Origin of the sequence: Photobacterium sp. 1_MG-2023 (assembly GCF_030547945.1) — a bacterium.
In the GTDB taxonomy this organism is placed as follows: Bacteria; Pseudomonadota; Gammaproteobacteria; order Enterobacterales; family Vibrionaceae; genus Photobacterium.
The window spans coordinates 67,177-90,671 of record NZ_JAUORR010000020.1 but is presented as its reverse complement, the minus strand read 5'-3'; the positions used below and the strand labels follow the sequence as shown (position 1 = coordinate 90,671).

General features: G+C 49.5%; 22 protein-coding genes. 13 read left to right on the top strand and 9 right to left on the bottom strand.

Annotation, left to right across the window (positions count from 1 at the left end):
* Positions 1-265: 265 nt before the first annotated feature.
* From Q4579_RS16530 to Q4579_RS16510, 5 genes are read right to left on the bottom strand one after another with little or no spacing between them, the layout of a single operon-like run.
* Positions 266-1,069 carry an ABC transporter ATP-binding protein gene (locus Q4579_RS16530; protein WP_303565704.1) on the bottom strand — a complete coding sequence of 268 codons (804 nt, stop codon included), beginning with the start codon at positions 1,067-1,069 and terminating at the stop codon, positions 266-268.
* 35 nt (positions 1,070-1,104) lie between these two features.
* A complete protein-coding gene (locus Q4579_RS16525; RefSeq protein WP_303565701.1) occupies positions 1,105-1,977 on the bottom strand; it encodes an ABC transporter ATP-binding protein in 873 nt (290 codons plus the stop codon).
* Between the two features lie 18 nt (positions 1,978-1,995).
* Positions 1,996-3,828, bottom strand: coding sequence for an extracellular solute-binding protein (locus tag Q4579_RS16520; RefSeq protein ID WP_303565699.1), 1,833 nt, complete (start codon positions 3,826-3,828; stop codon positions 1,996-1,998).
* Positions 3,829-3,856: 28 nt separating this feature from the next.
* Complete coding sequence (locus Q4579_RS16515) at positions 3,857-4,900, bottom strand: ABC transporter permease (RefSeq protein WP_303565697.1); 1,044 nt, start codon at positions 4,898-4,900, stop codon at positions 3,857-3,859.
* 1 nt (position 4,901) lies between these two features.
* The gene (locus Q4579_RS16510; RefSeq protein WP_303565695.1) at positions 4,902-5,927 is read right to left on the bottom strand and encodes an ABC transporter permease subunit; all 1,026 of its coding nucleotides are present in this window, start codon (positions 5,925-5,927) and stop codon (positions 4,902-4,904) included.
* Between the two features lie 657 nt (positions 5,928-6,584).
* Here Q4579_RS16510 and Q4579_RS16505 point away from each other — a divergent pair.
* The 4 genes from Q4579_RS16505 (at position 6,585) to Q4579_RS16490 (ending at position 12,474) form a co-directional block, all read left to right on the top strand.
* A complete protein-coding gene (locus Q4579_RS16505) occupies positions 6,585-7,202 on the top strand; it encodes a hypothetical protein (protein WP_303565694.1) in 618 nt (205 codons plus the stop codon).
* Positions 7,203-7,216: 14 nt separating this feature from the next.
* Complete coding sequence (locus tag Q4579_RS16500; RefSeq protein ID WP_303565692.1) at positions 7,217-7,654, top strand: hypothetical protein; 438 nt, start codon at positions 7,217-7,219, stop codon at positions 7,652-7,654.
* A 24-nt stretch (positions 7,655-7,678) separates the two neighbouring features.
* On the top strand, positions 7,679-8,398 hold the full coding sequence (locus Q4579_RS16495) for a hypothetical protein (protein WP_303565690.1): 720 nt from the start codon (positions 7,679-7,681) through the stop codon (positions 8,396-8,398).
* Between the two features lie 449 nt (positions 8,399-8,847).
* Complete coding sequence (locus Q4579_RS16490; protein ID WP_303565689.1) at positions 8,848-12,474, top strand: zinc-dependent metalloprotease; 3,627 nt, start codon at positions 8,848-8,850, stop codon at positions 12,472-12,474.
* Positions 12,475-12,539: 65 nt separating this feature from the next.
* Here the strand turns inward: Q4579_RS16490 and gmhB are convergent, their stop codons facing one another.
* A complete protein-coding gene (gene gmhB / locus Q4579_RS16485; RefSeq protein ID WP_303565688.1) occupies positions 12,540-13,094 on the bottom strand; it encodes a D-glycero-beta-D-manno-heptose 1,7-bisphosphate 7-phosphatase in 555 nt (184 codons plus the stop codon).
* A gap of 351 nt (positions 13,095-13,445) precedes the next feature.
* Between gmhB and metN the strand changes: the two genes are divergently transcribed.
* The 3 genes from metN to Q4579_RS16470 all read left to right on the top strand — a co-directional run bounded on the left by metN (position 13,446) and on the right by Q4579_RS16470 (position 16,093).
* Positions 13,446-14,480, top strand: coding sequence for a methionine ABC transporter ATP-binding protein MetN (gene metN / locus Q4579_RS16480; protein WP_303565686.1), 1,035 nt, complete (start codon positions 13,446-13,448; stop codon positions 14,478-14,480).
* A complete protein-coding gene (locus Q4579_RS16475) occupies positions 14,470-15,156 on the top strand; it encodes a methionine ABC transporter permease (RefSeq protein ID WP_303565685.1) in 687 nt (228 codons plus the stop codon). The genes metN and Q4579_RS16475 overlap by 11 nt, the downstream gene beginning before the upstream one ends.
* Positions 15,157-15,277: 121 nt before the next feature.
* The gene (locus Q4579_RS16470; RefSeq protein ID WP_303565684.1) at positions 15,278-16,093 is read left to right on the top strand and encodes a MetQ/NlpA family lipoprotein; all 816 of its coding nucleotides are present in this window, start codon (positions 15,278-15,280) and stop codon (positions 16,091-16,093) included.
* 106 nt (positions 16,094-16,199) lie between these two features.
* Here Q4579_RS16470 and ykgO read toward each other — a convergent pair whose 3' ends face one another.
* Together ykgO and Q4579_RS16460 are read right to left on the bottom strand one after the other, a co-directional pair.
* The gene (ykgO, locus tag Q4579_RS16465) at positions 16,200-16,343 is read right to left on the bottom strand and encodes a type B 50S ribosomal protein L36 (protein ID WP_211646118.1); all 144 of its coding nucleotides are present in this window, start codon (positions 16,341-16,343) and stop codon (positions 16,200-16,202) included.
* 9 nt (positions 16,344-16,352) lie between these two features.
* Complete coding sequence (locus Q4579_RS16460; RefSeq protein WP_211646119.1) at positions 16,353-16,604, bottom strand: type B 50S ribosomal protein L31; 252 nt, start codon at positions 16,602-16,604, stop codon at positions 16,353-16,355.
* Positions 16,605-16,735: 131 nt separating this feature from the next.
* Here Q4579_RS16460 and tsaA point away from each other — a divergent pair, with 131 nt between their 5' ends.
* The 6 genes from tsaA (at position 16,736) to Q4579_RS16430 (ending at position 22,069) form a co-directional block, all read left to right on the top strand.
* Complete coding sequence (gene tsaA, locus Q4579_RS16455) at positions 16,736-17,443, top strand: tRNA (N6-threonylcarbamoyladenosine(37)-N6)-methyltransferase TrmO (RefSeq protein ID WP_303565682.1); 708 nt, start codon at positions 16,736-16,738, stop codon at positions 17,441-17,443.
* 158 nt (positions 17,444-17,601) lie between these two features.
* Entirely contained in the window at positions 17,602-19,317 is a 1,716-nt protein-coding gene (locus Q4579_RS16450; RefSeq protein WP_303565680.1) for a proline--tRNA ligase, read from the top strand.
* Between the two features lie 193 nt (positions 19,318-19,510).
* Positions 19,511-20,635 carry a patatin-like phospholipase family protein gene (locus Q4579_RS16445; RefSeq protein ID WP_303565679.1) on the top strand — a complete coding sequence of 375 codons (1,125 nt, stop codon included), beginning with the start codon at positions 19,511-19,513 and terminating at the stop codon, positions 20,633-20,635.
* A 93-nt stretch (positions 20,636-20,728) separates the two neighbouring features.
* On the top strand, positions 20,729-21,583 hold the full coding sequence (locus Q4579_RS16440) for a GGDEF domain-containing protein (RefSeq protein ID WP_303565677.1): 855 nt from the start codon (positions 20,729-20,731) through the stop codon (positions 21,581-21,583).
* 91 nt (positions 21,584-21,674) lie between these two features.
* On the top strand, positions 21,675-21,884 hold the full coding sequence (locus tag Q4579_RS16435; RefSeq protein WP_303565676.1) for a YaeP family protein: 210 nt from the start codon (positions 21,675-21,677) through the stop codon (positions 21,882-21,884).
* Entirely contained in the window at positions 21,881-22,069 is a 189-nt protein-coding gene (locus Q4579_RS16430) for a DUF4250 domain-containing protein (RefSeq protein ID WP_303565673.1), read from the top strand. The genes Q4579_RS16435 and Q4579_RS16430 overlap by 4 nt, the downstream gene beginning before the upstream one ends.
* 53 nt (positions 22,070-22,122) lie before the next feature.
* Here Q4579_RS16430 and Q4579_RS16425 read toward each other — a convergent pair whose 3' ends face one another.
* Positions 22,123-23,472, bottom strand: a complete 1,350-nt coding sequence (locus tag Q4579_RS16425; RefSeq protein WP_303565672.1) for a sodium-dependent transporter — start codon at positions 23,470-23,472, stop codon at positions 22,123-22,125.
* Positions 23,473-23,495 lie beyond the last annotated feature (23 nt).

Sequence of the window (23,495 nt, the reverse complement as noted above, 5' to 3'; positions counted from 1 at the left end):
TTCACTGATAAAATCTTTTGACTGTATCATTGTCGAGTGCCCACACAGATTGCATGGTCAAATTGTTAAAGAACGTTTTGTTATCTCGCTAACCGTTCGGTTTATCGTGACAACGGAGGCGCATTATAGAGAGATGTTCTCAGAGCGCAATAGTTTTTTTTCGAATTTACCCTCACCTGAACACTTATTAAACAAAAAGAAATCTAAGACCTCTTTTTGTTTATTTTTTACTCTGATTTAAAGGAGTTTGTATCACCAGAAGACTTTAAGCCTGTCGCTGATTCGGGTGAGTAATTGGAATGGCAGATAATAACTTCCGGGTGTAATCAGCCTGAGGGGCTGTATAGATCGCTTCCGCGGTTTCCTGTTCAACAATTTTACCAAAGTACATCACAGCAACCCGATCCGAAACATGCTTCACAACCGATAAATCATGGGAAATAAATATCACCGCTAAATCCATCTCTTTTTGCAGAGACAACAGCAGATTCAGAATCTGCGCCTGAACCGAAACATCCAGTGCCGAAACCGACTCGTCACAGATGAGGAGCTTCGGTTTCAGAGCGATTGCCCGGGCAATACCGATACGTTGCCGCTGTCCCCCGGAAAACTCATGCGGATATCTGTCGACAGAAGAAGCAGGTAAATCGACTTTATTCAGCAATTCCAGCACCCACTGCTTGCGTTCAGCCGGGGTGCCAATGTGATGAATAATGAAAGGCTCTTCCAGAATCATGCCAATGGTATGGCGCTGATTGAGTGATTCAAGCGGATCCTGAAAGACAATCTGCATGTCTTTTCTTAGAGGCCGCATTTGTCTGGCAGACAAATGGGTAATGTCTTGCCCCTCAAAAATGATCTTGCCGTCAGTTGGCTCAAACAACTTTAAAATGGTCCGGCCAAGGGTACTTTTGCCACAACCGGATTCACCGACCAGGCCGAGCGTTTCCCCGCGGTTTAAAGAAAAAGACACACCATCAACTGCTTTAATGACATAACCCTTCTTTAAAATCCCTTTCCCTGAAACGAAATGTTGTTTCAGGTTTTCAATACGTAAAATTTCGTCCATGACATCACTCTGACTGCAAACAACAAAATAACCGATCAGCTTTCTTTGAATTCAGGAAACTGGCTCGGGTCAATGGGCTCAAATGGAATCAGTTGCTTTCCGGGCCTGTCCAGACCCGGCATCAATCCCATCAATCGTTTGGTGTAAGGATGCTGTGGGCTGTCAAACAGTTCAAACACATCGGCTGTTTCCAGCACTTTGCCGCCATACATCACCGCAACATCATCACAGATTTCAGCCACGACCCCTAAATCATGGGTGATGAAGATCATCGCCATGCCCGTTTCAGCCTGAAGTGACTTCATTAATTTTAGGATTTCAGCCTGAATCGTGACGTCCAGTGCGGTCGTAGGCTCATCACATATCAGAACATCCGGCTTACAGGCCAGCGCCATTGCAATCATGACACGCTGACGCATCCCGCCAGACAGATTATGCGGATACTCATACAAGCGCTTTTCCGCCAGAGGAATCTGCACTTTCTTCAGCATCTCCAAAGAGTACTGACTGCGTTCTTTCTTGCTGAGCTCCGGACGATGCAACGCCAGAACTTCATTCAACTGCTTGCCAATCGTCTGAACCGGATTCAGTGCCGTCATCGGATCCTGGAAAATCATGGAAATACGATTGCCGCGCATGGCATACATTTCTTTGGGAGACAGTCCCAGTAAATCTGTATCCCGATAGAGCACTTTACCTTGAGTGACCCGCCCATAGGGCTGCGGAAGCAGCCCTAGGATCGACATGGCAGTCACACTCTTACCTGAACCGGACTCCCCCACCAGCCCGAGCGTCCTTCCTTTTTTCACATCGAATGACACACCGTGGAGCACTTTGACTTTGCCATCATCGGTGCTGAATTCAGTTTCCAGATCCTGCACACGCAGGATGATTTCATGATGATTCATACAACACTCCAGCCCGGATCAAAGCTTATATTCCTCTTCCAGAATGGTCACAGGCGCGAAGCTTTTACCTGATTTCATCGCAGCCTTAGTTTCTTTTTTAAGGCTTTCATCAATCCAGTAAGTGCCCAGATCACGGAATGTGCCGGACGGAAACAAAAACTCAGTTGATTTTGTCATGGCTGGCTGCGGGATCTGTAACCAACGCCAAAAAGCTTCCCTTGCGTAAGGACGCATATAACCGGGCACAATCACGCCAGCGTCAGCAACAATGGCTTGAATCTGCTTGGCATGGACTTTCTTCTTCTCCAGATCAAACTCTGTCCGGTATGCCATGATCAGGCGATCCAGTTCAGGGGTACTGAAGTTCGTGAAGTTGTTGTTCTGTGGCTTGTTCGCATTGGTGGAATGGAAGTATTCCCAGTAAGCCGGAATTTCAGCGGTCCCCATCGAATGGAACGACAATTCATGCTTTTTCTCCAGCACATACTTAAAGGCTGAAGATCCATCAATCAGGTTCAGGGTAAACTCCAGGCCAGCCAGCTTCGCCTGCTCTTTCAGGTAAGCAATTTGCGGCGTTAAATAGCCATAGCTATAAGTAATCCCGAACGACAGGCGTTGCCCTTGTTCATTCACACGAATCCCGTCCGGCCCGATCTGGCTAAAGCCGGCCTTTTCAAAGTGTGCAATGGCCTTCGCCGGATCAAATGACGGCGCTTTGATGTCTGCATTGGTGTAGTCACCATGACCAATGCCCATCGGATTCGGCTTACGCACGACATCGCCGCGTAACACTTTCTCGATCAGACCATCGAAATCCGTCGCCAATGCGATGCCCTTACGCACTTCCAACTGATCCAGCAGAGGTTTTGCGGTGTTGAGCCAGAGCCCCCCCGCTCCAATAGGCACTTGGTTATATCCCCAGAATTTATGGATGTAGCCTTGCTCAAAGTTCGCGGTTTCGGTTTTCTCCCGCCACAGCTCCGGGGTATCGAGCCAGAATGAATCCAGATTGCCTTTCTCAAAATGCTGGCGGGCAATGTCTTTGTCACGAATCACTTTGATTCGGATTTTCTCGACATTATACCGATGCAGATAATATGGGTTGCTGTACCCCCACCAATCTTTACCGACATGTTTGAAGGTAATGGACTTCCCTTTCTTCATGTCATCAACATAATAAGGTCCTGCAGATGGCTCAGGCTTAAAGTTATAAAAGCGGACAAAGTTATCCTGAATGCCGTCGTGATTTTCATCTTTTTTCGGGCGGTAGAAATGCGCCGGAATCGGTCGCATGTTGGTATACAACATCAGCTCTTCAGCGTTACGCTTTTCTCCGGAGACAACAGCAAATGTGCGTTCATCGTACTGAATCACGTCTTCAATCTGCTGGGTATAAAAGGTGTTATACCAGGGCGCAACAATGTCTTTGGAACGCATGAAGGTCAGCACAAATGTAAAATCTTCAGACGTGATCGGCTCACCATCAGACCATTTCGCATTTGGGTTAATCCGGAAATACACCGTTTTATTGTCGTCGCCATAGGCCCATTCCGAAGCAATATCCGGGATCCAGGCTTTGGTGTCAGGATGGCGGGTCACCGCAGACGGACGACTGTCTAATAACCAGGGGCGGAAACGACCATTCGAATCCGGGCCCACCACCCGAAAAGTTTGCGGAAAGCTTTCAATATAAGTATGAAAGGTGCCACCAAATTTCGCCTGTGGTGACGCAAATCGAGGTTCGTGCAGATTCGATTGCCAGTTCAGATCCGCCGGTAAGTCGGCTGCCATCAGCAGTGAGCTGCCAAACGTCATCGCCAGAAGGGCGGATAGGCTCATTGTCTTCTTCATCATACGTCCTTGTTGTATGGCTACTCTCTTAACTATAACGGGTAAATTTCTTAGGGTCGAAAGCCGCCCGGACACTTTCGCCAATAAAGGTCACCATCACAAGTACGGCAACTATCGCGGTGACCACAGTGATCACAATCCACGGGGAATCCAGATTCGATTTCCCTTGCTGCAGCAAGTCACCCCAGCTGGGTGTTGGCGGCATCAGGCCCAGTCCCAGATAATCCAGAGCCGTCAGAGCCGTGATATTTGCTGCAATCGTGAAAGGTGCCAGCGTCACAATCATGACCATCACATTCGGTAAAATATGTGCATACAGGATCCGCCAGTTCGAGGCTCCGATAGCTTTCGCAGCCATCACATAATCTCTGGCCACTTCTTTATAGGTCATGGTCCGCATGTACCAGGTCATCCCCATCCAGCCAAACAGCACATTGATGGCGACGAATAAGGTAAATGTGGGTTGTGTGATCGAGACCAGAATCATAATGACGTATAAAAAGGGCACCATGGACCAGATCTCAATGAATCGCTGGACCAGCAAATCGAACTTGCCGCCCCAAAATCCCATCGCACAGCCAACGGCCGTCCCGATGGCATAAGAAATGGCCATCGTCAGTAGCGCAAATCCCATGGTGATCCGAAAACCATAGACCAGCCGGGCCAGAATATCCCGGCCAATGGTGTCTGTTCCCAGGTAATGCTGAGCGTCCGCATCCGGGGCTGTCGGAGGGAAATCACCACTGAAATCCTGCTCCAGCGGGTTCCAGGGCACCAGTGGCATCACCACAAAATCGCCCTGGTTCTGCTGAGCAAACCATTGCTTTAATTCACGGTATTGCGTTTCACTTTGATAGTCCTGACCGAATTGGGTGCCGGGTAGCACATCACTGACAACCGGAAAATAATATTCCCCCTGATATTTCACCATCAAAGCTTTGCTGTTGATGAAAAATTCAGCAAAAAAAGAAAAAATCAGCAAGGTTGTTAAAATCAGTAAAGACCAATAACCACGTTTAATTTCTTTGAAACGGAGGATCTTTTTCTTCGTTAACGGGCTTAGTGATAACATTTTATTCTCCGAACTTCACACGCGGGTCAACCAAAGCAACACAAATATCGGAAATAATATTTCCCAGCATCAATAACACCGCATTAATGGCAACAATACCCATCACAACCGGATAATCCCGCTCCATAATGGATTCATAACCCAGCAACCCAATGCCATCGATATTAAAAATCACTTCTATCAGGAAAGAGCCTGTCATGAAAAACAGTAATGAATTTCCAAAATGACTGGCAACCGGGATCAGGCTGTTTCTTAATGCATGACGGAGAACAGCGGTCGGAAACGGTAAACCTTTGGCAATCGCTGTCCGGATATAATCAGCCGACAGGGTTTCCATCATATTATTTTTCATGGTCATCGTGAGTGTTGCGAAATCACCAATCAAATAACAAATGAGCGGTAAACAGGCATGCCAGAGAATATCTTTCACTTTCAGCCACAGGCTGTCATAGTCATCAAAGTCATCCCCGACAAATCCCCCCATCGGAAACCACTCCAGCTGGTAACTGAAGAGCGTAATCAATAACACCCCGACCACATAACCGGGTAAGGCGTAGCCGATAAAAATGAGGATGGAAGAGGCCGAATCGAAATGGCTGCCATGTTTCAGGGCTTTATAATACCCCAATGGAATGGAGATAAAATAACTGAGGAAAAAGGTGACGCCACCATAGAACAGGGAGACCGGCAATCGCTCCATGATCATATCCCAGACCGGTTCGTAATAACGCGTCGACAAACCAAAGTCCAGATGAATCAGCTTTGACAGCCAGTCGGTGTAGGCTTCAAACACAGGTTTATCCAACCCGTAGAATGCATTCAGCTCTGCGAGCTGTTCTTCTGATAATGCGTTGCTTTGACCCGACATGGAAGGCGACATCGACATCCCCTGCTGGGCCTGAATGCTGGACAGCATCCGCTCTACCGGTCCACCTGGGACAAAGCGCGTTAACGCAAAAATCAGGACAGTAATACCAATAAAAGTTGGGATCACAAGCGCCAAACGGCGCAAAAAATACGACAACATCCCTGTTTATGACTCCCTGTCATCAAATTCCTTTCAATCTTCAGCAGTATAGCAGTTGTTTCACTGGCTTATTCAACCTGAAATTCAGCGCAAACTTACTATAGACACGACGCAGCCCAATTTAACTCAATCACGATGACAATCAATAGACCGGGTTCAAAACTAGCTCATACATGAATGAAGAAAAGGGTCACATTCAACCCCGAGCACAAAAATGCATCCATCGGCATTCCCAGGCGCAGTTCAAACAATCCCACCAACATTTACACATCTGGCAGCATAAAAAATTAACTCTAATGAACCCCACACCTGAGAAGTCTGGGAAAATCCATAAATAACAAACTTATCATCAAAAAATGTAATTTGAAGAAATTTTGGAATCAATATATCTAATTCAGCCATTCAAACAAGTAGGTTCAACGACCTGCAGATTTATTTGGTGAGACAAGGAAAGTCTTTATGCATCCCACTACAAAAAAGCATTGTTATTGTTATTTCGGTATACCCGCCCTGATGTTTTCAATATTCAGCTCAAGCCAATCCTTTGCGGAAACGCCTCAATTTCAATTGGGTGGAAAAATCACGCTCTCACATCTCACCAATGGTTATGAAAAAACAAGTTATAAGAGTGAGCGATCGAACCACTGGACAGGTACCTTGAGTGCTCGTGTTTCAGAGGATCATCTGTTTTACCTGTCCGGGGGCGGTTATCAACAGCTGGAAGATAAAACAGGCACCTACCTGACGGATACTGTGCTCGGTTACACCCAGCCTGAGCTATTCAATATCGGAGACAACACCGCTTCCAGCCTGAATCTGCAGTTCACAGTGCCAACATCTGAAACATCACAAAAACAGGAACTGATCACGGCATTGCGCCTGACGGTACCGCTGAGTTACCGCGATGGAAACTGGTCGGCCAGTGTTGCGCCCAGGCTCAGAAAAAACCTGCACCAATACACCACCGCTGGCGGCAAAGCACTCACCAGTTGGATCAGTTCGCTGCACCTGAGCAGCAGTTATTCATTCTATGACTTCACGCTGAGTGGCTCATTACTTGGCGGCACCAGCTGGTCGTATGAAGGCACCCGGCGCAACTGGGACTACGGTGGCTCCGCAGCCCTCAGCTATCAGGCCATGAAAAATCTGGCTGCTTCCCTCTCTGTTTCCACTTCCGGTGTCTACTACGATGCCGAAAGAGGAACTCTGGGCAACATTGATCTCTTTGACGAGCGTAAGGCGACTTACACCATGTCATTGATTTTTTCGTTTTAACAAAAGGAGTTGAAATGAAAACTCGTTTTATGCTTTCTGCACTGAACACGGTCTTGCTGGCCGGGTGCGGTGCTGATGACAACGACTACAAACTTGTCGACAAAAAACCGGAACAAATCACCCGGAATGCGCTGAAAACCGATCAAATGTATTTATATATGCCCTCGATGGGGAAAGCACCTCGCTATGCCGCGAGTATGGCGCCTTTCGTACAAGGGCAGGAAAAACTGGTTCGGGTGATCTATACCGAAACCGGACTTGAGGTGCGAGAGATCAGCCCGGATGCCATTGCTCAGGCACAGCTTGCACAGCCAGACAGCATTCGCTGGAATGATGTCGAGAGTCACCTGAGCCCGGTGTTAACCATTCCCGGCACCTATCAGGTCTATCAGTGTAAAGAAGATGCTTACGGGGATACATGTTTCTCAAAATACCGACTGCAACCGTCATGATGAAGGCCGGATAAAATTGCCGCCATGGCGACTCTGGTTGAACGTCAGGGCTTCCGTCGGACCACCCAGCGTGCAGATCTGTCTTTAGCTGATTTACAGACACTCTATCTGGATGGCACCACAGTCCGCAGTGCGGACGGCATAAAAGAACTGCTGGATGACATCCTCTTCGGTACTGCAACCAGCTATCAGAAATACCATGCTGAACTATTTACCGATCGCGATGGAAATCCGGTGAAACCGCAAGGTGAATTCACATGGTTTGAAACCAGCAGCATGATTGAAGAGGCGCCGCTGTATGCATCCCGGCTAAAACGTTTATATGATTTACCGGAAAGTGGAAAATATAGCCAGATTGAAGCACGACTCAATATTACTGAGAAGTTCAGGCAGTGTCACGACAACCCATATTCGAATGGAATTAATCTGGTGCGTTATATTTCCGTCAGAGAACATAAAAACAACCAGAAAGACGCATTGGAATATAAGCGCAAAATAGGTGAGATCTTATATGCGAACAGAGATAATGTCGCCGCATATAAGATGATTTCATCCATTCATGAATATGCAGATTTGATTAACGAACCCATTGACAATACAACAATCTCTTTGAAATATCTGAGTATCGAGGATGTCAATGATTCAGAGCGCCGGGCTATCATGGATAAAATAATGACCCGTTATCATGCTGTATTAGAAGTACTACCAACACTCAACCGCTCACCCAGCGCGATTCAGCGATAAGAGCCCCCCAAAAGCCAGTCAGAATTTGACTGGCTTTTTCTTAATTTAACATTAAATTTAAAATAACCTGCCTAAGTTCAACAAATATAATCAATACAAAAACCATTCGGGTTAAAACTATCTCAATTCGAGAAAGTCACACTTGTTATCAATACAGACAAAAATATTAACCTCGCATCATATTAAAACAAAAAATCGACAAAAATACGCCCCTATAGTATCAGACATATCAAATTCACTAATGATTATCATATTTATAGCTTTTATCAATGATTCATTATTTCAGAAATGAAGTGTATGAAAATATAATCTATTCGATGTTCTATCGCCAAAACCATCTGGTTTCAGGAATGAACATTGATAATCATCTGGCATAACATCATCAATTGATTGTTTTCAATAACTTTCAACCAATGCTTGCTATTCTTTTTCAAACATAAGGATTTGTCATGAAATCGGGAAGATTTTTTCTCTCTCTGATCACGACCGCGATATTATCGGGTTGTGGTGCAGACGACAAAGCATACCAAACAGAAGATAAACCTCTTGAACAATTTCATCGCAGTGCGCTGAAAACCGATCAACTTTATTTATACCTGCCCTCCATAGGTAAAGTTCCCCGCTATGCCGTCAGTATGGCCCCGTTTAAACAAGGTGAAGAGAAAGTCGTTCGCCTATTCTATGGCGAGGAGGGCGTGGAAGTCCGGGAGGTCAGCGCTGATCTCATTGCCCAGCATCAAACTGAACAGGAAGACAGTATCCGCTGGGACAAGCTGCGCCACGAATTGCCGCCAGTCATTCTGATGAAAGGCAAGTACCAATCGTACCGCTGTAAAGAAGACAGCTATGGCGACTGTACAAATCAGGAAGAATTGAATACCGACGTCGATCTCAGTTGGACCGAGAAACCCTTTTTTACCCCGGACTTCAATCAGTTTCAGGTCATCGAGCGCGACCGAACCGACTATTTTGTTTTCTCCAAAGGCTGTATCACGCCGATTGGCACGCCCCGGTTGCCTGATCCCAGCGACTGGCAGGGTTATGAACTCAACGAAGATGGTTCACTCAATGTCGAACTGGAGCAGGATTTTCAGGTCACCAACAGCCGTCGCTGCCTGATTAACGCCCTGCTCAAAGGCCATAACCAGTTCGATTACAGCAACCTGAGCTTCACCGTCTCTCACTTCTATTCACTGGTCCCGCTGGATAATATCCGCAGCCCGGATTATGAGCCCGTGTTGTACCCTAAGGGTGATGAAGACACCTTCGGCTTTTTTGCCAACACCATCTCCAGACCCGATCAACTGGGCAATGCGCAACTTGACGGAAACGATATCAAGTACTTGCAGCGGTTCAATCCGAACCTAGCCACGATCGACTACCACCTGTCGGACAGCTTCGATCAAAACGAAAAAACACGCTTTTATAAACAAATCACCCAAGAAGTCGTGGCGCGGATCAACCCGCAACTGAAGAGAGTCGGTGTGCCGGAAATTCGCCTGATCGAACCCTCGGGCAAGCACTCTGGCGATCTGCGTTATAACGTGATTAACCTGATTGACGATCCTCTGGAAAATGGTCTGGCTGGTTATGGTCCGTCGGCTGCAAACCCGCTCACGGGTGAAATCGTCCATGCACATGTCAATCAGTATGCCGGGGTTCTGGAGGGACTCTCCCACTACTTCTGGGAAAAGCTGGTGACGCAGTATAACCGGGGCGGAATTGTCCCGATGAGCACACCGGAAAAGCCCGCCGGCGATGTCACGACAGCGGCAGATACGGTGCACGCGAGAGCGATTGCGGAGACAGCCACACTGGAAGTCCATGCACACACGGCACATGAACTGACGGCACAGCCCTATGAGGATGAAGCCAGTCAGCAGCCCGCAATCCCACTTGACGATCTGTTTCAGGAATTGGCCACTTATCATGACATCCATGATGAGGAACTGGATTTACCAACGCTGACCCGCTTGCAGGACCTTGAGCAGCAGTTCTGGTCGGAAAACAATATGTACTCCGTGGATAATCTTTGGGTGAGTGCGACGTCCAAGCAATTGCCGACAGCCACAGTGGCCGGTCGTGCCATTCAGTTCCAGGATCCCAGCCTCTGGCAGAACGGTGCCGTCGGCCAGCATCTGAAACACTGGCAGGATCTGACACTGACGCAGCAAAAGGACATTGGTGAGATCCTGACCGGAATTTACTATGCCAAAACACTGGTCCATGAGCTGGGCCACAACCTTGGGCTACGCCACAACTTCAAAGGCAGTATTGATGAGCCCAATTACTTTACGCCGGCAGAAGCGCATCAGCACGGCCTGACCCATGTGCCGTCTTACAGCTCGATTATGGATTACAACGCATCGATCATGGACGCCTTGTCGGTCTTTGGCATGTACGATCTGGCAGCCCTGCGGTTCGCATACAAGCGTGAAGTCGAAGCCCGTACGTATTCTCAGGATACAAACGCCCCCCAAACTGCCAGTTATATCTCGCTGGAAAAATACGATCGCCAGTTGTTTGAGGGCTTTTTTCATCCCAAAGCACATTATCTGGATCCGTCACTCAGCAACGGTACAATCCGGGCAGCGCTGAACGCTGGTGAGCTGGATAATCGCTGGAGCGATAAAACGGAAGGCGATCAAGTCATTCGCGAATTTGAATACTGCACCGACGGTCATGTCCGGCTGAACAGCGACTGCAACAAACACGATGAAGGACGCAATGTTGCCGAAATGCTGGCTTATCGGTGGCAGCGATATGACGATCAGCTGGATTACCGCACCAACCGCAATCATCGGCTGAACTTCAAGGAAAGCACGTTAGAAAGTTATGCTATTGGCCGACTCAAGCACTTTATGTCTTGGCGCGAGGTACTCCAGACTTTTGCGGATCATGGCAAGTTTAGCAGTTGGTCTGATCAATACCGGATCAACCATATTTACTTCAAAAATGATCCGGGAGAAGACTGCTCCGGGACTTCGACCAAAGCCAGCTATCAGCCAACCCAGTATCTGTATGAAAAATACTGCGCCGTGCCACGAGCGGTCGATCTGCATCGTCATCAGCTGATTCAGGTGATTCTTCAGCCGGATCATCTCTGTGAGCTTGAAGATACAGCAGGGGAAATCACCTATCGTCCACTCGAAGACATCATGTCGGTCTATAGCGACCGCGAGCTGTATCGTCAGGGAGATGTGCCGAGAAGCTGTTTCCACCCGGTGATCAAATCAGTCCTGGCGCAGCAGGGATTCACGGTAACCGCCGAAGCAGGACGATTCCTGAACAGCGGAAAAGCGCCGAATGCCAATCCGAAGTTTAACTATGTGGGTTACTATGACTATCTGGGTTACTGGCCAGACAAATTTGCCGCCATGGCCACACTGATGGAGCGCAATGGTGAGCGCCGGAGTACCAATCGCGCGGAACTGTCACTGGCTGATTTCCGGGGGGTGTATTACAAAAACGGCAACAAAGTTTACACCAGCCCCATCATGAAATGGCTGTTGCAAGACATCGTGCTGGGCACCCAGCGAACCATCGGGACTTACTATCCACAATTCTTTCAGGATGCTCAAGGCAACCCGGTGACGGCGCGAGGTGAATTCCCGTTATTTCGTCCGGACACCATGGTTGAACCCGCGCCATACTATGCCCGCCAGTTGAAGCGGTACTATGACCTGCCGGAAAAAGGGGAATACAGCGAAATTTCAGCCCTGCTGAACATCGTGGTGAAATTCAGTGGCAGTGATACCGGTAACACCTCCCCTGGAACTGAGCTGGCGCAATATGTCTCTGTACAGGACTACCGCCACGATGTCGCAGGCGCACGTACCTATACGCTGCTTACCGGAGAAAAGCTCTATGCCTACAAAGAAAATGTGCTGGCCTATGAGATGATTGGCAGCATCATCGATTACACCAAGCTCAAAAATGCGGCGCAAGGGGAAACGCCATCATTATTCTACCTGACCCAGAAAGCGTTTAATGACCCGGAAAAGCGTCAGAAAATGGATGCACTCATCCAGCGTTATCGCGACGTTCTGCCGCTGCTCCCTAAGTTCCACCTGTAATCCCCCCAAAAAACAAACAGGTCGCTCAGCGACCTGTTTTTTTATTGGCTTTGGTGGGCGTATCTTTACTGCCGTTGTAGCCATACCGGTACATCGGCAATACTGTCGAGCACCACAGACGCCAGCGCTTCACCTTCACCGGTCACCGGTTTACCGGTACGAACCAGAATTCGGGTGGCCACTTCTGCCGCTTCCGCAGCTTTCATATCATCCGTTTTATCTCCGATCATCACGGAGCGCGCCATATCGATCTTCAGGAAATCACGGGCCGAAAGGAACATGCCCGGCTTAGGTTTGCGGCAATTGCAGTCCTGCAGATAATCTCCCTGGCCTTCAGTCGGGTGATGCGGACAATAATAGATCCCGTCAAATTCCACACCGTTATCGACAAAATTCCAGTCCATCCATTCGGTCAGCGTCAGGAATTCATCTTCGGTATACATTCCCCGGGCAATCCCAGCCTGATTGGTGACCAGCACCAGCAGATAGCCCATTGCTTTGAGCTTCTTACAGGCGTCAAACACACCCTCGACATATTCGAAATCATCTACGGTATGAACATAACCATGATCAACGTTAATCACGCCGTCACGATCGATAAACACTGCGGGCTTAGCCAAGCGATCACCTAACACAATCAAAAACGAAATTGGCTAAATTATGGCATGGCTGTGTAGTGGTTTCATCTGTTAATCCAGTTCACCTGAAGGCTTTGTGTGGCGATCTGGCGTGGCAGAATCTCTAAAAACCAAGTTTTGGACGTCTAGACGTAAAAATATCTATTGACTTGGCCATCTAGACACCCTAGCATCAGGCAACAGATGACACGGAAAAATTCCGTGTATACAAGTAAATGATAAGGTCATACGCCTGTTCGGCATACAAAATCACTATTCTGGGCGAATAAATGACCACAACGCTATGCTGATTGACACATGGCAGTAAGCAGACAAGTAGTAGCAGGATACAGCATGATAGAGATTAACCGGGTCAATAAAGTCTTCCAGGTCGGGGATAAACACATCCACGCCCTGCGCGATATCAACCTCAGTATTGCTGAAGGAACCATTTTTGGCGTGATCGGCGCTTCCGGTGCAGGAAAAAGCACGCTGATCCGCTGCGTCAACCTGCTAGAAAAACCGACTTCCGGTCACCTGATTGTTGACGGCGTTGATTTGACGCAGTTGTCCAGTCAGGAGCTGACGCTGGCCCGCCGTAAAATCGGCATGATTTTCCAGCATTTTAATCTGTTGTCCTCCCGGACTGTCTTTGAAAACGTCGCTTTGCCACTGGAGCTGGCCGGCACCGATAAATCTGAACTCAACCGCAAAGTCACCGAGCTGTTACAACTGGTTGGGCTGTCCGACAAACACCATGCCTATCCGTCAAACCTCAGTGGTGGCCAGAAACAACGAGTCGCCATCGCCCGTGCCCTGGCATCCGATCCGAAAGTCCTGCTCTGTGATGAAGCCACCAGCGCACTGGATCCGGCCACCACGCAGTCTATTCTTGAGCTGTTGCGCGAAATTAACAGCAAGCTGAACCTGACCATTCTGCTAATCACCCACGAAATGGATGTGGTGAAAAGCATTTGCTCTGAAGTGGCTATCATCGGTAACGGTGAACTGGTCGAGAAGGGTCCGGTTGGTGATATTTTTGCTCATCCGAAAACAGAACTGGCCCGCGAATTTATCCGTTCAACGCTGGATCTGTCGATTCCTGAAGATTATCAGGCTCGCTTGGAAACTACCCGGAACGAACATAACTATCCGCTGATTCGGCTGGAGTTTACCGGCGCATCCGTCGATGCCCCGCTGCTCAGCCAGGCATCACGTCAGTTTGGGATTGACGCCAATATCCTGAGCGCTGATATGGATTATGCCGGCGGTGTAAAGTTTGGCCTGATGCTGGCCGAGTTTTTTGGAACAGAAGAAGCGACTCAACAAGCCATCGCTTTCCTTCGTGAACACAAAGTGAATGTAGAGGTGCTGGGTTATGTTGCTTGATTCTATCGCCACCTGGTGGCAAACCAATGAACGTCTGGTCGGACTGCTGACGGAGGCACTGGGTGAAACCCTGGTGATGGTCTTCGCTTCTGGGGTCATTGGCTTTGCTGTCGGCATCCCGCTGGGCGTAGCGCTGCACCTGACAAAACCTAAAGGCCTGATCGCAAACCCGGGTCTGAATAAAACACTGGGTGCTGTCGTCAACATCGGCCGTTCGATCCCGTTCATCATTTTGCTGGTTGCGATTATTCCGTTTACCCGCTTCGTTGTGGGCAGTTCTATCGGAACTGCGGCAGCCATTGTTCCGCTTACCGTCGGTGCGATTCCTTTCATTGCCCGTCTGGTTGAAGGAGCACTGCTGGAAGTTCCGGGCGGGCTGGTTGAAGCCGCACAAGCCATGGGCGCAACCCCGGCTCAGATCATCCGGAAAGTTCTGCTGCCGGAAGCACTGCCAGGCATCATTAATGCCGCGACCATTACCCTGGTGACTCTGGTCAGCTATTCTGCCATGGCTGGTACTGTTGGCGGCGGCGGCCTGGGTGATGTCGGGATTCGTTACGGCTACCAGCGCTTTGACGGGACCGTGATGATGATTACCGTGGTCATGCTGGTTGTTCTGGTGCAACTGATTCAGTCCGCAGGGGACCACCTGGTTCGCCGGGTCGACCACAGATAAGCTTGACAAAAAGACAACACAAAGCTCACATTCGCCGGACATCATCTTCAGGCGATAACGATAAGTTAGTGAAATACAACGACAACAAGTACAGGGATTCCCTGAATATAGGAGATGTACAATGGCACTGAATATCAAACATTTCTTCGCAGTGGCGGGATTGGCTTCAGCACTGGCTCTGACTGGCTGCGGCGAGAAAGAAGCGGCAGTCGACAACAGCAAAATCAAAGTCGGCGTGATGGCGGGCTCTGAAGCTCAGGTTGCAGAAATTGCAGCCAAAGAAGCCAAAGACAAGTACGGTCTGGATGTAGAACTGATCACTTTCACTGACTATGTATCACCAAACGCCGCTCTGGAAGAAGGTTCAATTGATTTGAATGCATTCCAGCACAAGCCATATCTGGATCAGCAAGTGAAAGACCGTGGCTATAAATTTGCTGTTGCCGGCAACACATTCGTTTACCCGATTGCAGCTTACTCACACAAGATCACCTCCATTGACGAATTGCAGGAAGGCGACCAGATTGCAGTACCAAACGATCCAACCAACCTGGGCCGTTCACTGATGCTGCTTGAATCTCAGGGCCTGCTGAAACTGAAAGAAGGTGCAGGTCTGACTGCAACCGTACTGGATGTGGTCGAGAACCCGAAAAACCTGCAGATTGTTGAACTGGAAGCACCACAGCTGCCACGTTCACTGGATGATGTAAAACTGGCGATCATCAACAACACCTATGCCAGTTCCATCAATCTGTCACCGGATCAGGATGGCATCTTTGTTGAAGGTAAAGAGTCACCTTACGTGAACCTGATTGTTGCCCGTGAAGACAACGTGAATGCAGAAAATGTGAAGACGTTTGTGAAAGCGTATCAGTCTGATGCCGTCAACGATGCTGCCATGGAAATCTTCAAAGGTGGCGTGGTGAAAGGCTGGTAATCTCGACCGCCTCCCCATTTTCCAAGCCAATAAAAAAGCCCCGTATCGGGGCTTTTTGTCGTTCTGGATGGGAACCATCAAGTCGCCAGAGAAGTCTGGCAAAGGTTTATTTCTTTTTCTTCACACCGCCCTGAACGGCTTTGAAGCGTGGATTCGTTTTACAAATCACGTAAATTCGGCCACGACGCTTCACCACCTGACAATCCCGGTGACGCTGCTTGGCACTTTTCAATGAACTTAAAACCTGCATGAAAACCCCTTACTTACTGAATGCCGCAAAACGGCGGTTAAAGTTTGCCATCCGGCCTTCAGACTTAATCACACGCTGCTTACCGGTATAGAACGGGTGAGACTCAGAAGAAACATCCAGTAAAAAATACGGATACTCTTTACCGTCTTCCCAAGTGATCGTTTTGTCGGTTTTCAACGTTGAGCCGACCACGAAGTATTTGTCCACACTGGTGTCGTGAAACACCACTTTGCGATATTCGGGATGAATGCCTGCTTTCATAAACACCTCTCAATTAACGTTATAATATAACATAACACTTGATAGTTATTCTCAACAAGCGGTTTTTATCAGGCACGCATACAGACTCTTGTGGTATGGTCTGCAAATCTCTGATTCAGCCTGAAAAGATCATGACATCCCAACAACAATTTCAGATTGAGCCCGTCGGCTTTATCCGCTCGCCCTACAAAGAAAAGTTCGCTGTTCCCCGTCAGCCTGGCCTTGTCCCCAGCGCAAAAGCAACCCTGGTCTTACAGGGCGAAGCCAACACGCCGGAATCGGTTCGCGGCATTGAACAATTCAGTCACCTGTGGCTGTTGTTTTTGTTTGATCAGAACTTATCTGCTGGTTGGCGTCCGACAGTTCGACCGCCCCGGCTGGGCGGCAATGACCGGATTGGGGTGTTTGCCAGTCGGGCGACATTTCGGCCGAATGGCATTGGGATGTCGGCCATTCAGTTACTTGGCGTGCGTCAGGCACAGGGACAAATTCAGCTGGATCTCGCTGGCGTGGATCTGGTCGACGGGACACCCGTGATTGATATCAAGCCTTATATCCCCTACTCCGATAGCCTGCCGCAGGCAACAGGCGGGTTTGCTGCAGAATCTCCGGCACTGCTGCCAGTCGAATTCACGGCACATGCGCAAAATCAGCTCAACCACCAGGAAGCGGACTACCACAAAGCGGTCATCACAGAGGTGCTGGCACAGGACCCACGCCCGGCCTACAAAAAAGGCAAGCCGGACGACAAGGAATATGGCGTACTGCTCTTTGACTACAATGTCCGTTTTCAGTTTGAAGAAGACCGGGTTGTGGTCAAAAATTTAGAGTCAGCCTGAAAAAATGAAGGCTTTTCCGGTGATTGAACGCACCGATAAGCGCTTCCAGAACGGCTGACCGAACAGTTTCCTGAAGGGTTCTCTTTGGCGAAAGGCGGATACGCTGCTAAGATAGCCCTTTCCAAATTCATCCTCATTATTACCAACGGATACCATCAATGCGTACCAGTAAATATCTTCTTTCTACCCTGAAGGAGACTCCAAACGACGCAGAAGTCATCAGTCACCAGCTGATGCTCCGTGCAGGCATGATCCGTAAGCTGGCTTCAGGTTTATACACCTGGCTGCCTACAGGTCTGCGTGTGCTGCGTAAGGTCGAAACGATTGTTCGCGAAGAAATGAACAAAGCCGGTGCAGTGGAAACCCTGATGCCTGTCGTTCAGCCGTCTGAGCTGTGGCAGGAAACAGGCCGCTGGGACAAATTCGGTCCCGAACTGCTGCGAATTGCCGACCGTCACGACCGACCGTTTGTACTGGGCCCGACGCACGAAGAAGTGATCACCGACATGGTGCGTAACGAGGTGAAATCATACAAACAGCTGCCGCTGAATCTGTATCAGATCCAAACCAAGTTCCGCGACGAAGTTCGCCCTCGTTTTGGTGTCATGCGTTCTCGTGAGTTCATCATGAAAGATGCTTACTCGTTCCATCTGGACAAAAAGAGCCTACAGGACACTTATAACGACATGTACCGCGCGTACAGCAACGTGTTCAGCCGCATGGGTCTGGATTTCCGTGCTGTACTGGCAGATACCGGTTCTATCGGTGGCAGCGGCTCGCATGAATTCCACGTCCTTGCAGAAAGTGGTGAAGACCTGATCGCGTTCTCAACTGAGTCTGATTACGCAGCAAACATCGAAAAAGCGGAAGCGCTGGCACCAACCACAGCGCGTGCTGAACCCGCTGAAGACATGAAGCTGGTCGATACGCCGAATGCGAAAACCATTGCAGAACTGGTAGAGCAATTTGGCCTGCCTGTCGAGAAAACCGTGAAGACGCTGTTTGTCAAAGCGTCTGAAGAAGCCGACGCAGCACTGATTGCACTGATTGTGCGTGGCGATCACGAACTGAACGAAGTGAAAGCTGAAAATCTGGACTGTGTCGCGAAACCACTGGAATTCGCAACAGAAGAAGAAATCCGTACCGTCGTGAATGCGGGTCCTGGTTCTCTGGGTCCTGTCGGCCTGCCTGTTGAATTCATTGTCGACCGCAGCGTTGCTGTCATGAGCGACTTTGGTGCGGGTGCCAACGTCGACGGCAAACACTACTTTGGCATCAACTGGGGTCGTGACGTAGCACTGGGCCGTGTCGAAGATCTGCGAAATGTGATGGAAGGCGACCCAAGCCCATGCGGAAAAGGTACCATCCTGCTCAAGCGTGGTATTGAAGTCGGTCATATCTTCCAGCTGGGAACCAACTACTCAGCATCCATGAACGCAACAGTCCTGGATGCCAACGGCAAACAGGCCGTCATGGAAATGGGCTGCTACGGCATTGGCTGTACCCGTGTGGTTGCGGCGGCGATTGAGCAGAACAATGACGACAACGGCATTATCTGGCCAGACGCAATTGCGCCATTCCAGGTTGCGATTGTTCCAATGAACATGCACAAGTCTGAGGAAGTCCAGCAAGCCGCAGAAACCCTTTACGCAGACCTGACCGCAGCAGGAATCGAAGTCTTGTTTGATGACCGTAAAGAGCGTCCGGGCGTGATGTTTGCCGACATGGAGCTGATTGGTGTCCCGCATACCGTTGTGATCGGCGACCGTAGCCTGAAAAACGGCGAAGTCGAGTACAAGGATCGCCGGACCGGCACCAAAGCACCGGTTGCTGCCGACAGTATTGCTGACTTCATCAAGCAAAAACTGGCTTAAGGGTGAGGTTGGGCTCCCGAATCAGAGCCCGACTAAGTGGCTCAAAATAAATCATAAAAGCCTCCGCTGTGAGGCTTTTTTCATATCTGTGCCACAGAAATACAGACTAAGATAGGAATAAACTGAGTCGAACGCATCACTGCGACGCCATTGACATCTGAATTTTCTGTTTCTTTCCGGGGTAAAACACTGCATGGGCAAGGAAAAGCCAAAAATCAGTTTACTGTTATCTGGTGGCGGAGCCCGTGCTGCGTATCAGGTCGGCGTGCTCAAAGCCATGTCCGAATGGTATCCCAGAAACCATCACAGTCCGTTCAGCATTTACTGCGGCACTTCCGCAGGGGCCATCAATGCAACCGCCATTGCCAGCTATGCCTCCTGCTTCCGGCTCGGGGTCAAGAAACTTGAATGGATTTGGGCGCGCCTGCACAGTCGCAGCGTATTCCGGGCAAGCAGTTGGGGAATCACCAAACACCTGTCTCATCAGTTACTGGCCCGTCTGCAGGCTGTGCATCATCCCAGACCTCCCTTCGGGCTACTGGATAACCGTCCGCTCAGGCAACTGCTCAATCAGGTCAACAATTATGATCGTCTCGAACAGCAGATTCTGGCGGGCAATCTTCATGGTATTTCTGTCACAGCGTCCAGCTATAAAAGCGGAAAAACGGTCAGCTTTTTTCAGGGACAGCAGAATATCGCTCCCTGGACCTTTTCCAAGTCCAAAGGCCGACGCTCTCTGATTACGACTGAGCATTTGCTGGCTTCGTCCGCCATTCCTTTTGTCTTTCCTGCCAGCCGCATTGGGCAGGCTTACTATGGCGATGGCTCTATCCACCAGCTGACGCCTTTACGGCCATCCATGAAGATGGGCGCGGATAAAATTCTGATCATCGACCTGATTAACCAGCGACTGACCCCAAGAGATCCCACACAAGCCCCCGGGCTGGGGATGCTGACCGGCCATTTGATGGACACCATTTTCAGCGACACCATGGCCGCCGAGCTGGAACATTTGGCCTACACCAATAACCTGCTGAAAAAATTACCCGATGCTGAACGGCAGCAAATGGCAGTCAAGACAGTGGATACGATGCACCTCTATCCAAGTCAGTCCTTCGAGCCGCTGGCTCAGGCCTTCTACCATCATATGCCCCTGGCCGCGAAAGGCTTGATGCGCATGTTGGGGATCAGCCCGAAAGACGATGCCGCCCTGACCAGTTATATCCTTTTTGAACCAAATTACATTCACGCACTCATTAATTTAGGCTATATCGATGCCCTAGAGCGAGAAAGTGAGCTACGTTCGTTTTTAGAATAAAACCAAGGGGAGATTTTCATTTTGTTCCATTTTCTATTGATCTGGCTTCAAAATCTCCTATATTAAAACCCTTACTTATCAATGACATTAACCATGGATCCGATTTTCTGGCAAAAATCTCAGGCTGATGCTGTCCCGACTCGCACCAAGCCTTTGGGTGCGGATCAGCGTCTGTTGATCCTGCAAAAGTTGCAGGGGAAGCCAGAACTGTCCACGCTCCTAGAAGTCTTTGCGATGGAAGTGGAAAAGCAGGTTGATGTCAGCCGGATGCTTTGGCGTCAGGATACAACAACCACATTAATCCGCCACGGGCCCGCCACAGAGAACCGTCAATGCTTCTTACTGCGTTATTCAGATCAACCGTTGGGTGAACTGCAGTACGACACACCCTACGCGTTAGATCAGGATGAGATCAACCTGCTCCATACCTATCACAGGCTGCTGGCTGGTCCGCTATTCAGCGCAATGGAATACCGCCGGGTTAAAGAAATGGCCATGCGCGATCACCTGTCTGGCCTGCGCAACCGTAGTTGTCTGGATCAGGATATTCTCCATGCAATTGCCATGAGTGAGCGCCGGCAAGTCGGTTTGGTTCTGTTGCTGTTTGATTTGGATAACTTCAAGCAAGTCAATGACAAATTCGGCCACCTGGACGGTGATAACGTCATTCGCCGATTTGCCGCGATTTTAAAGCAATCAGTTCGTACATCCGATCGCTGCTATCGGCTTGGCGGGGATGAGTTTGTCCTGCTGCTGCAGCCCGCATCAGAGCAATCCGCCCGCAAAGTCATCCACCGGGTCCTCACCCGCATGGAGCAGGATCATACCTTACGCACGCTGGAAATCGGGACCTCGATTGGCGCCAGCCAATACAGCCGGGGCGATTCTCCCACCAGTCTGCTGGAAAGAGCAGACCGACAACTCTATCAACACAAGCGTTCGAAATAGCTGGTCACTGCTCGATCTTCATTCCTGATAGCGGTAAGCTCTGAATCAGTTCACTTTCCGATTGAATTTTTATCAAACCCCAGGAGCTTCCATGAAAGTCGCTGACTGTTGTGAACGTGTACGCCAGAGTTACAGCCAGATTGGCAGCGGTGAGCAGGGCTATATTCCTGCCGCGATTGCCTGTGCTGTCCGTGCCCTCAACGAGATTGCCGCCAATACTGCCTTACCCGATGCTGTCAGAGATCAGGCTGCCTTTGCCGCAGCAAACCTGCTCATCAGTGATCACGAGGATACCCAATGAATCTGAAGCAATTTGAAACCATGGATCCTGTGATGCTGATGAGCATCGTGAACATGAAGATTCGGGATGAGTTTGGCGATTTGGACAGCCTGATCCGGTTTTATGAAATCGATAAAGATCAGCTGGTCGCAAAACTGGCCGGTGCCGGATTTGATTACCTGCCGGACGCCAGACAATTCCGCTGAAACCTTCCGGCGCGCAAAGTAAAACGGAAAGCCTGAGCTTTCCGTTTTTGTATTCAGATGAAGGTTGAAACCAGGACTGCGGTCACCAGTAGCGGACAGACAAACTTCACATAGACAGGCCAGATTTTCCAGAACAGCGACTGTTCCAGTGCCGGGCTGCCAGCCGACAACTCCTTGAGTTTACTGTGACGCGACCAGACCCAGCCACCAAACAACGTGAACAGCAGGGCAGCAACTGGCTGGAAGTATTGCGTGGCAATGGTGGCAACCAGACCAAACAGCTGACCAAAGTTAAAAATAATGACAGCACTGAATACTGCAATCACACATCCCAGCACCCAACTGGTTGGTTTACGGCCTGTCTTCAGCCGCTCACTCACCAGTGCCACCGGACATTCCAGCATTGAAATTGAAGACGTCAGTGCCGCAATGGTCATCAGCACAAAGAACACCAACGCAATCAGCTGACCTGCAAATCCCAGGCTGTCGAACAGCAGCGGCAAAACGGTAAAGACCAGCGTATCAGAACTGAGCAGCGATCCGTCTTCCGCATAAATTGCGACGCCTTTTTGCATCGCGACAAACATGGCTGGCAACACGACCAGACCCGCGATAAACGCAACAGCCGAGTCAACCAGCGTGACGCTGAGTGCCATCTTCGGCAGGCTTTCTTTTTTGCTCAGATAAGAACCATAGATCAGCATTGAACAGCCGCCGATCGTCAGCGAGAAAAAGCCTTGCCCCATCGCCGCCAGCAGTAATTTCGGCTCGAGCACCTTACTGAAATCCGGGATCAGATAATGTTTCAGACCATCCATCGCCCCATCCTGCGTCATGATGTAAACGAACATCAGCAGGAAAAGCGCAAACAAAGCGGGCATCAGTCGCGTGGACCACTTTTCAATGCCCTGCTTCACGCCACTTTGCACGATCAGAATGGTCAGCAGATAAAAAATTGCCGCGCCAAAGAGGTTACGGGAAACAGAAAAGCCTTTCAGCCAGGCCGTCAGGTCGGTCATGCCAAGAATATTGGTGATTGCAGCCAGAAGGAAAGTCACCAACCAGCCAGCGACAATGCTGTAAAAGGCCAGCACTAAACAAGGCACCATCAGGCCAATCCAGCCGACCATCGCACCGGTGCGCTTGGCCGTCGCGTTGGCACTCAGGCTGCGCATACTGTCGACCGGGTTCGCCTGGCCGTGACGTCCAATCGCCATTTCGACAATCAGCATCGGAAAAGCGACGACCAGAATCATGAATAAATAGACCAGCAGAAATGCCCCGCCACCATTACTGGCAGCCTGAGTCGGGAAGCCCCAGATATTGCCTAACCCAACTGCAGCCCCTGCCGCAGCAAGGATAAAGCCCATCCGTGAGCCGAAATGTTCGCGTGTTCCTGCCATGTTACCCAGCCTCAATGTATCAG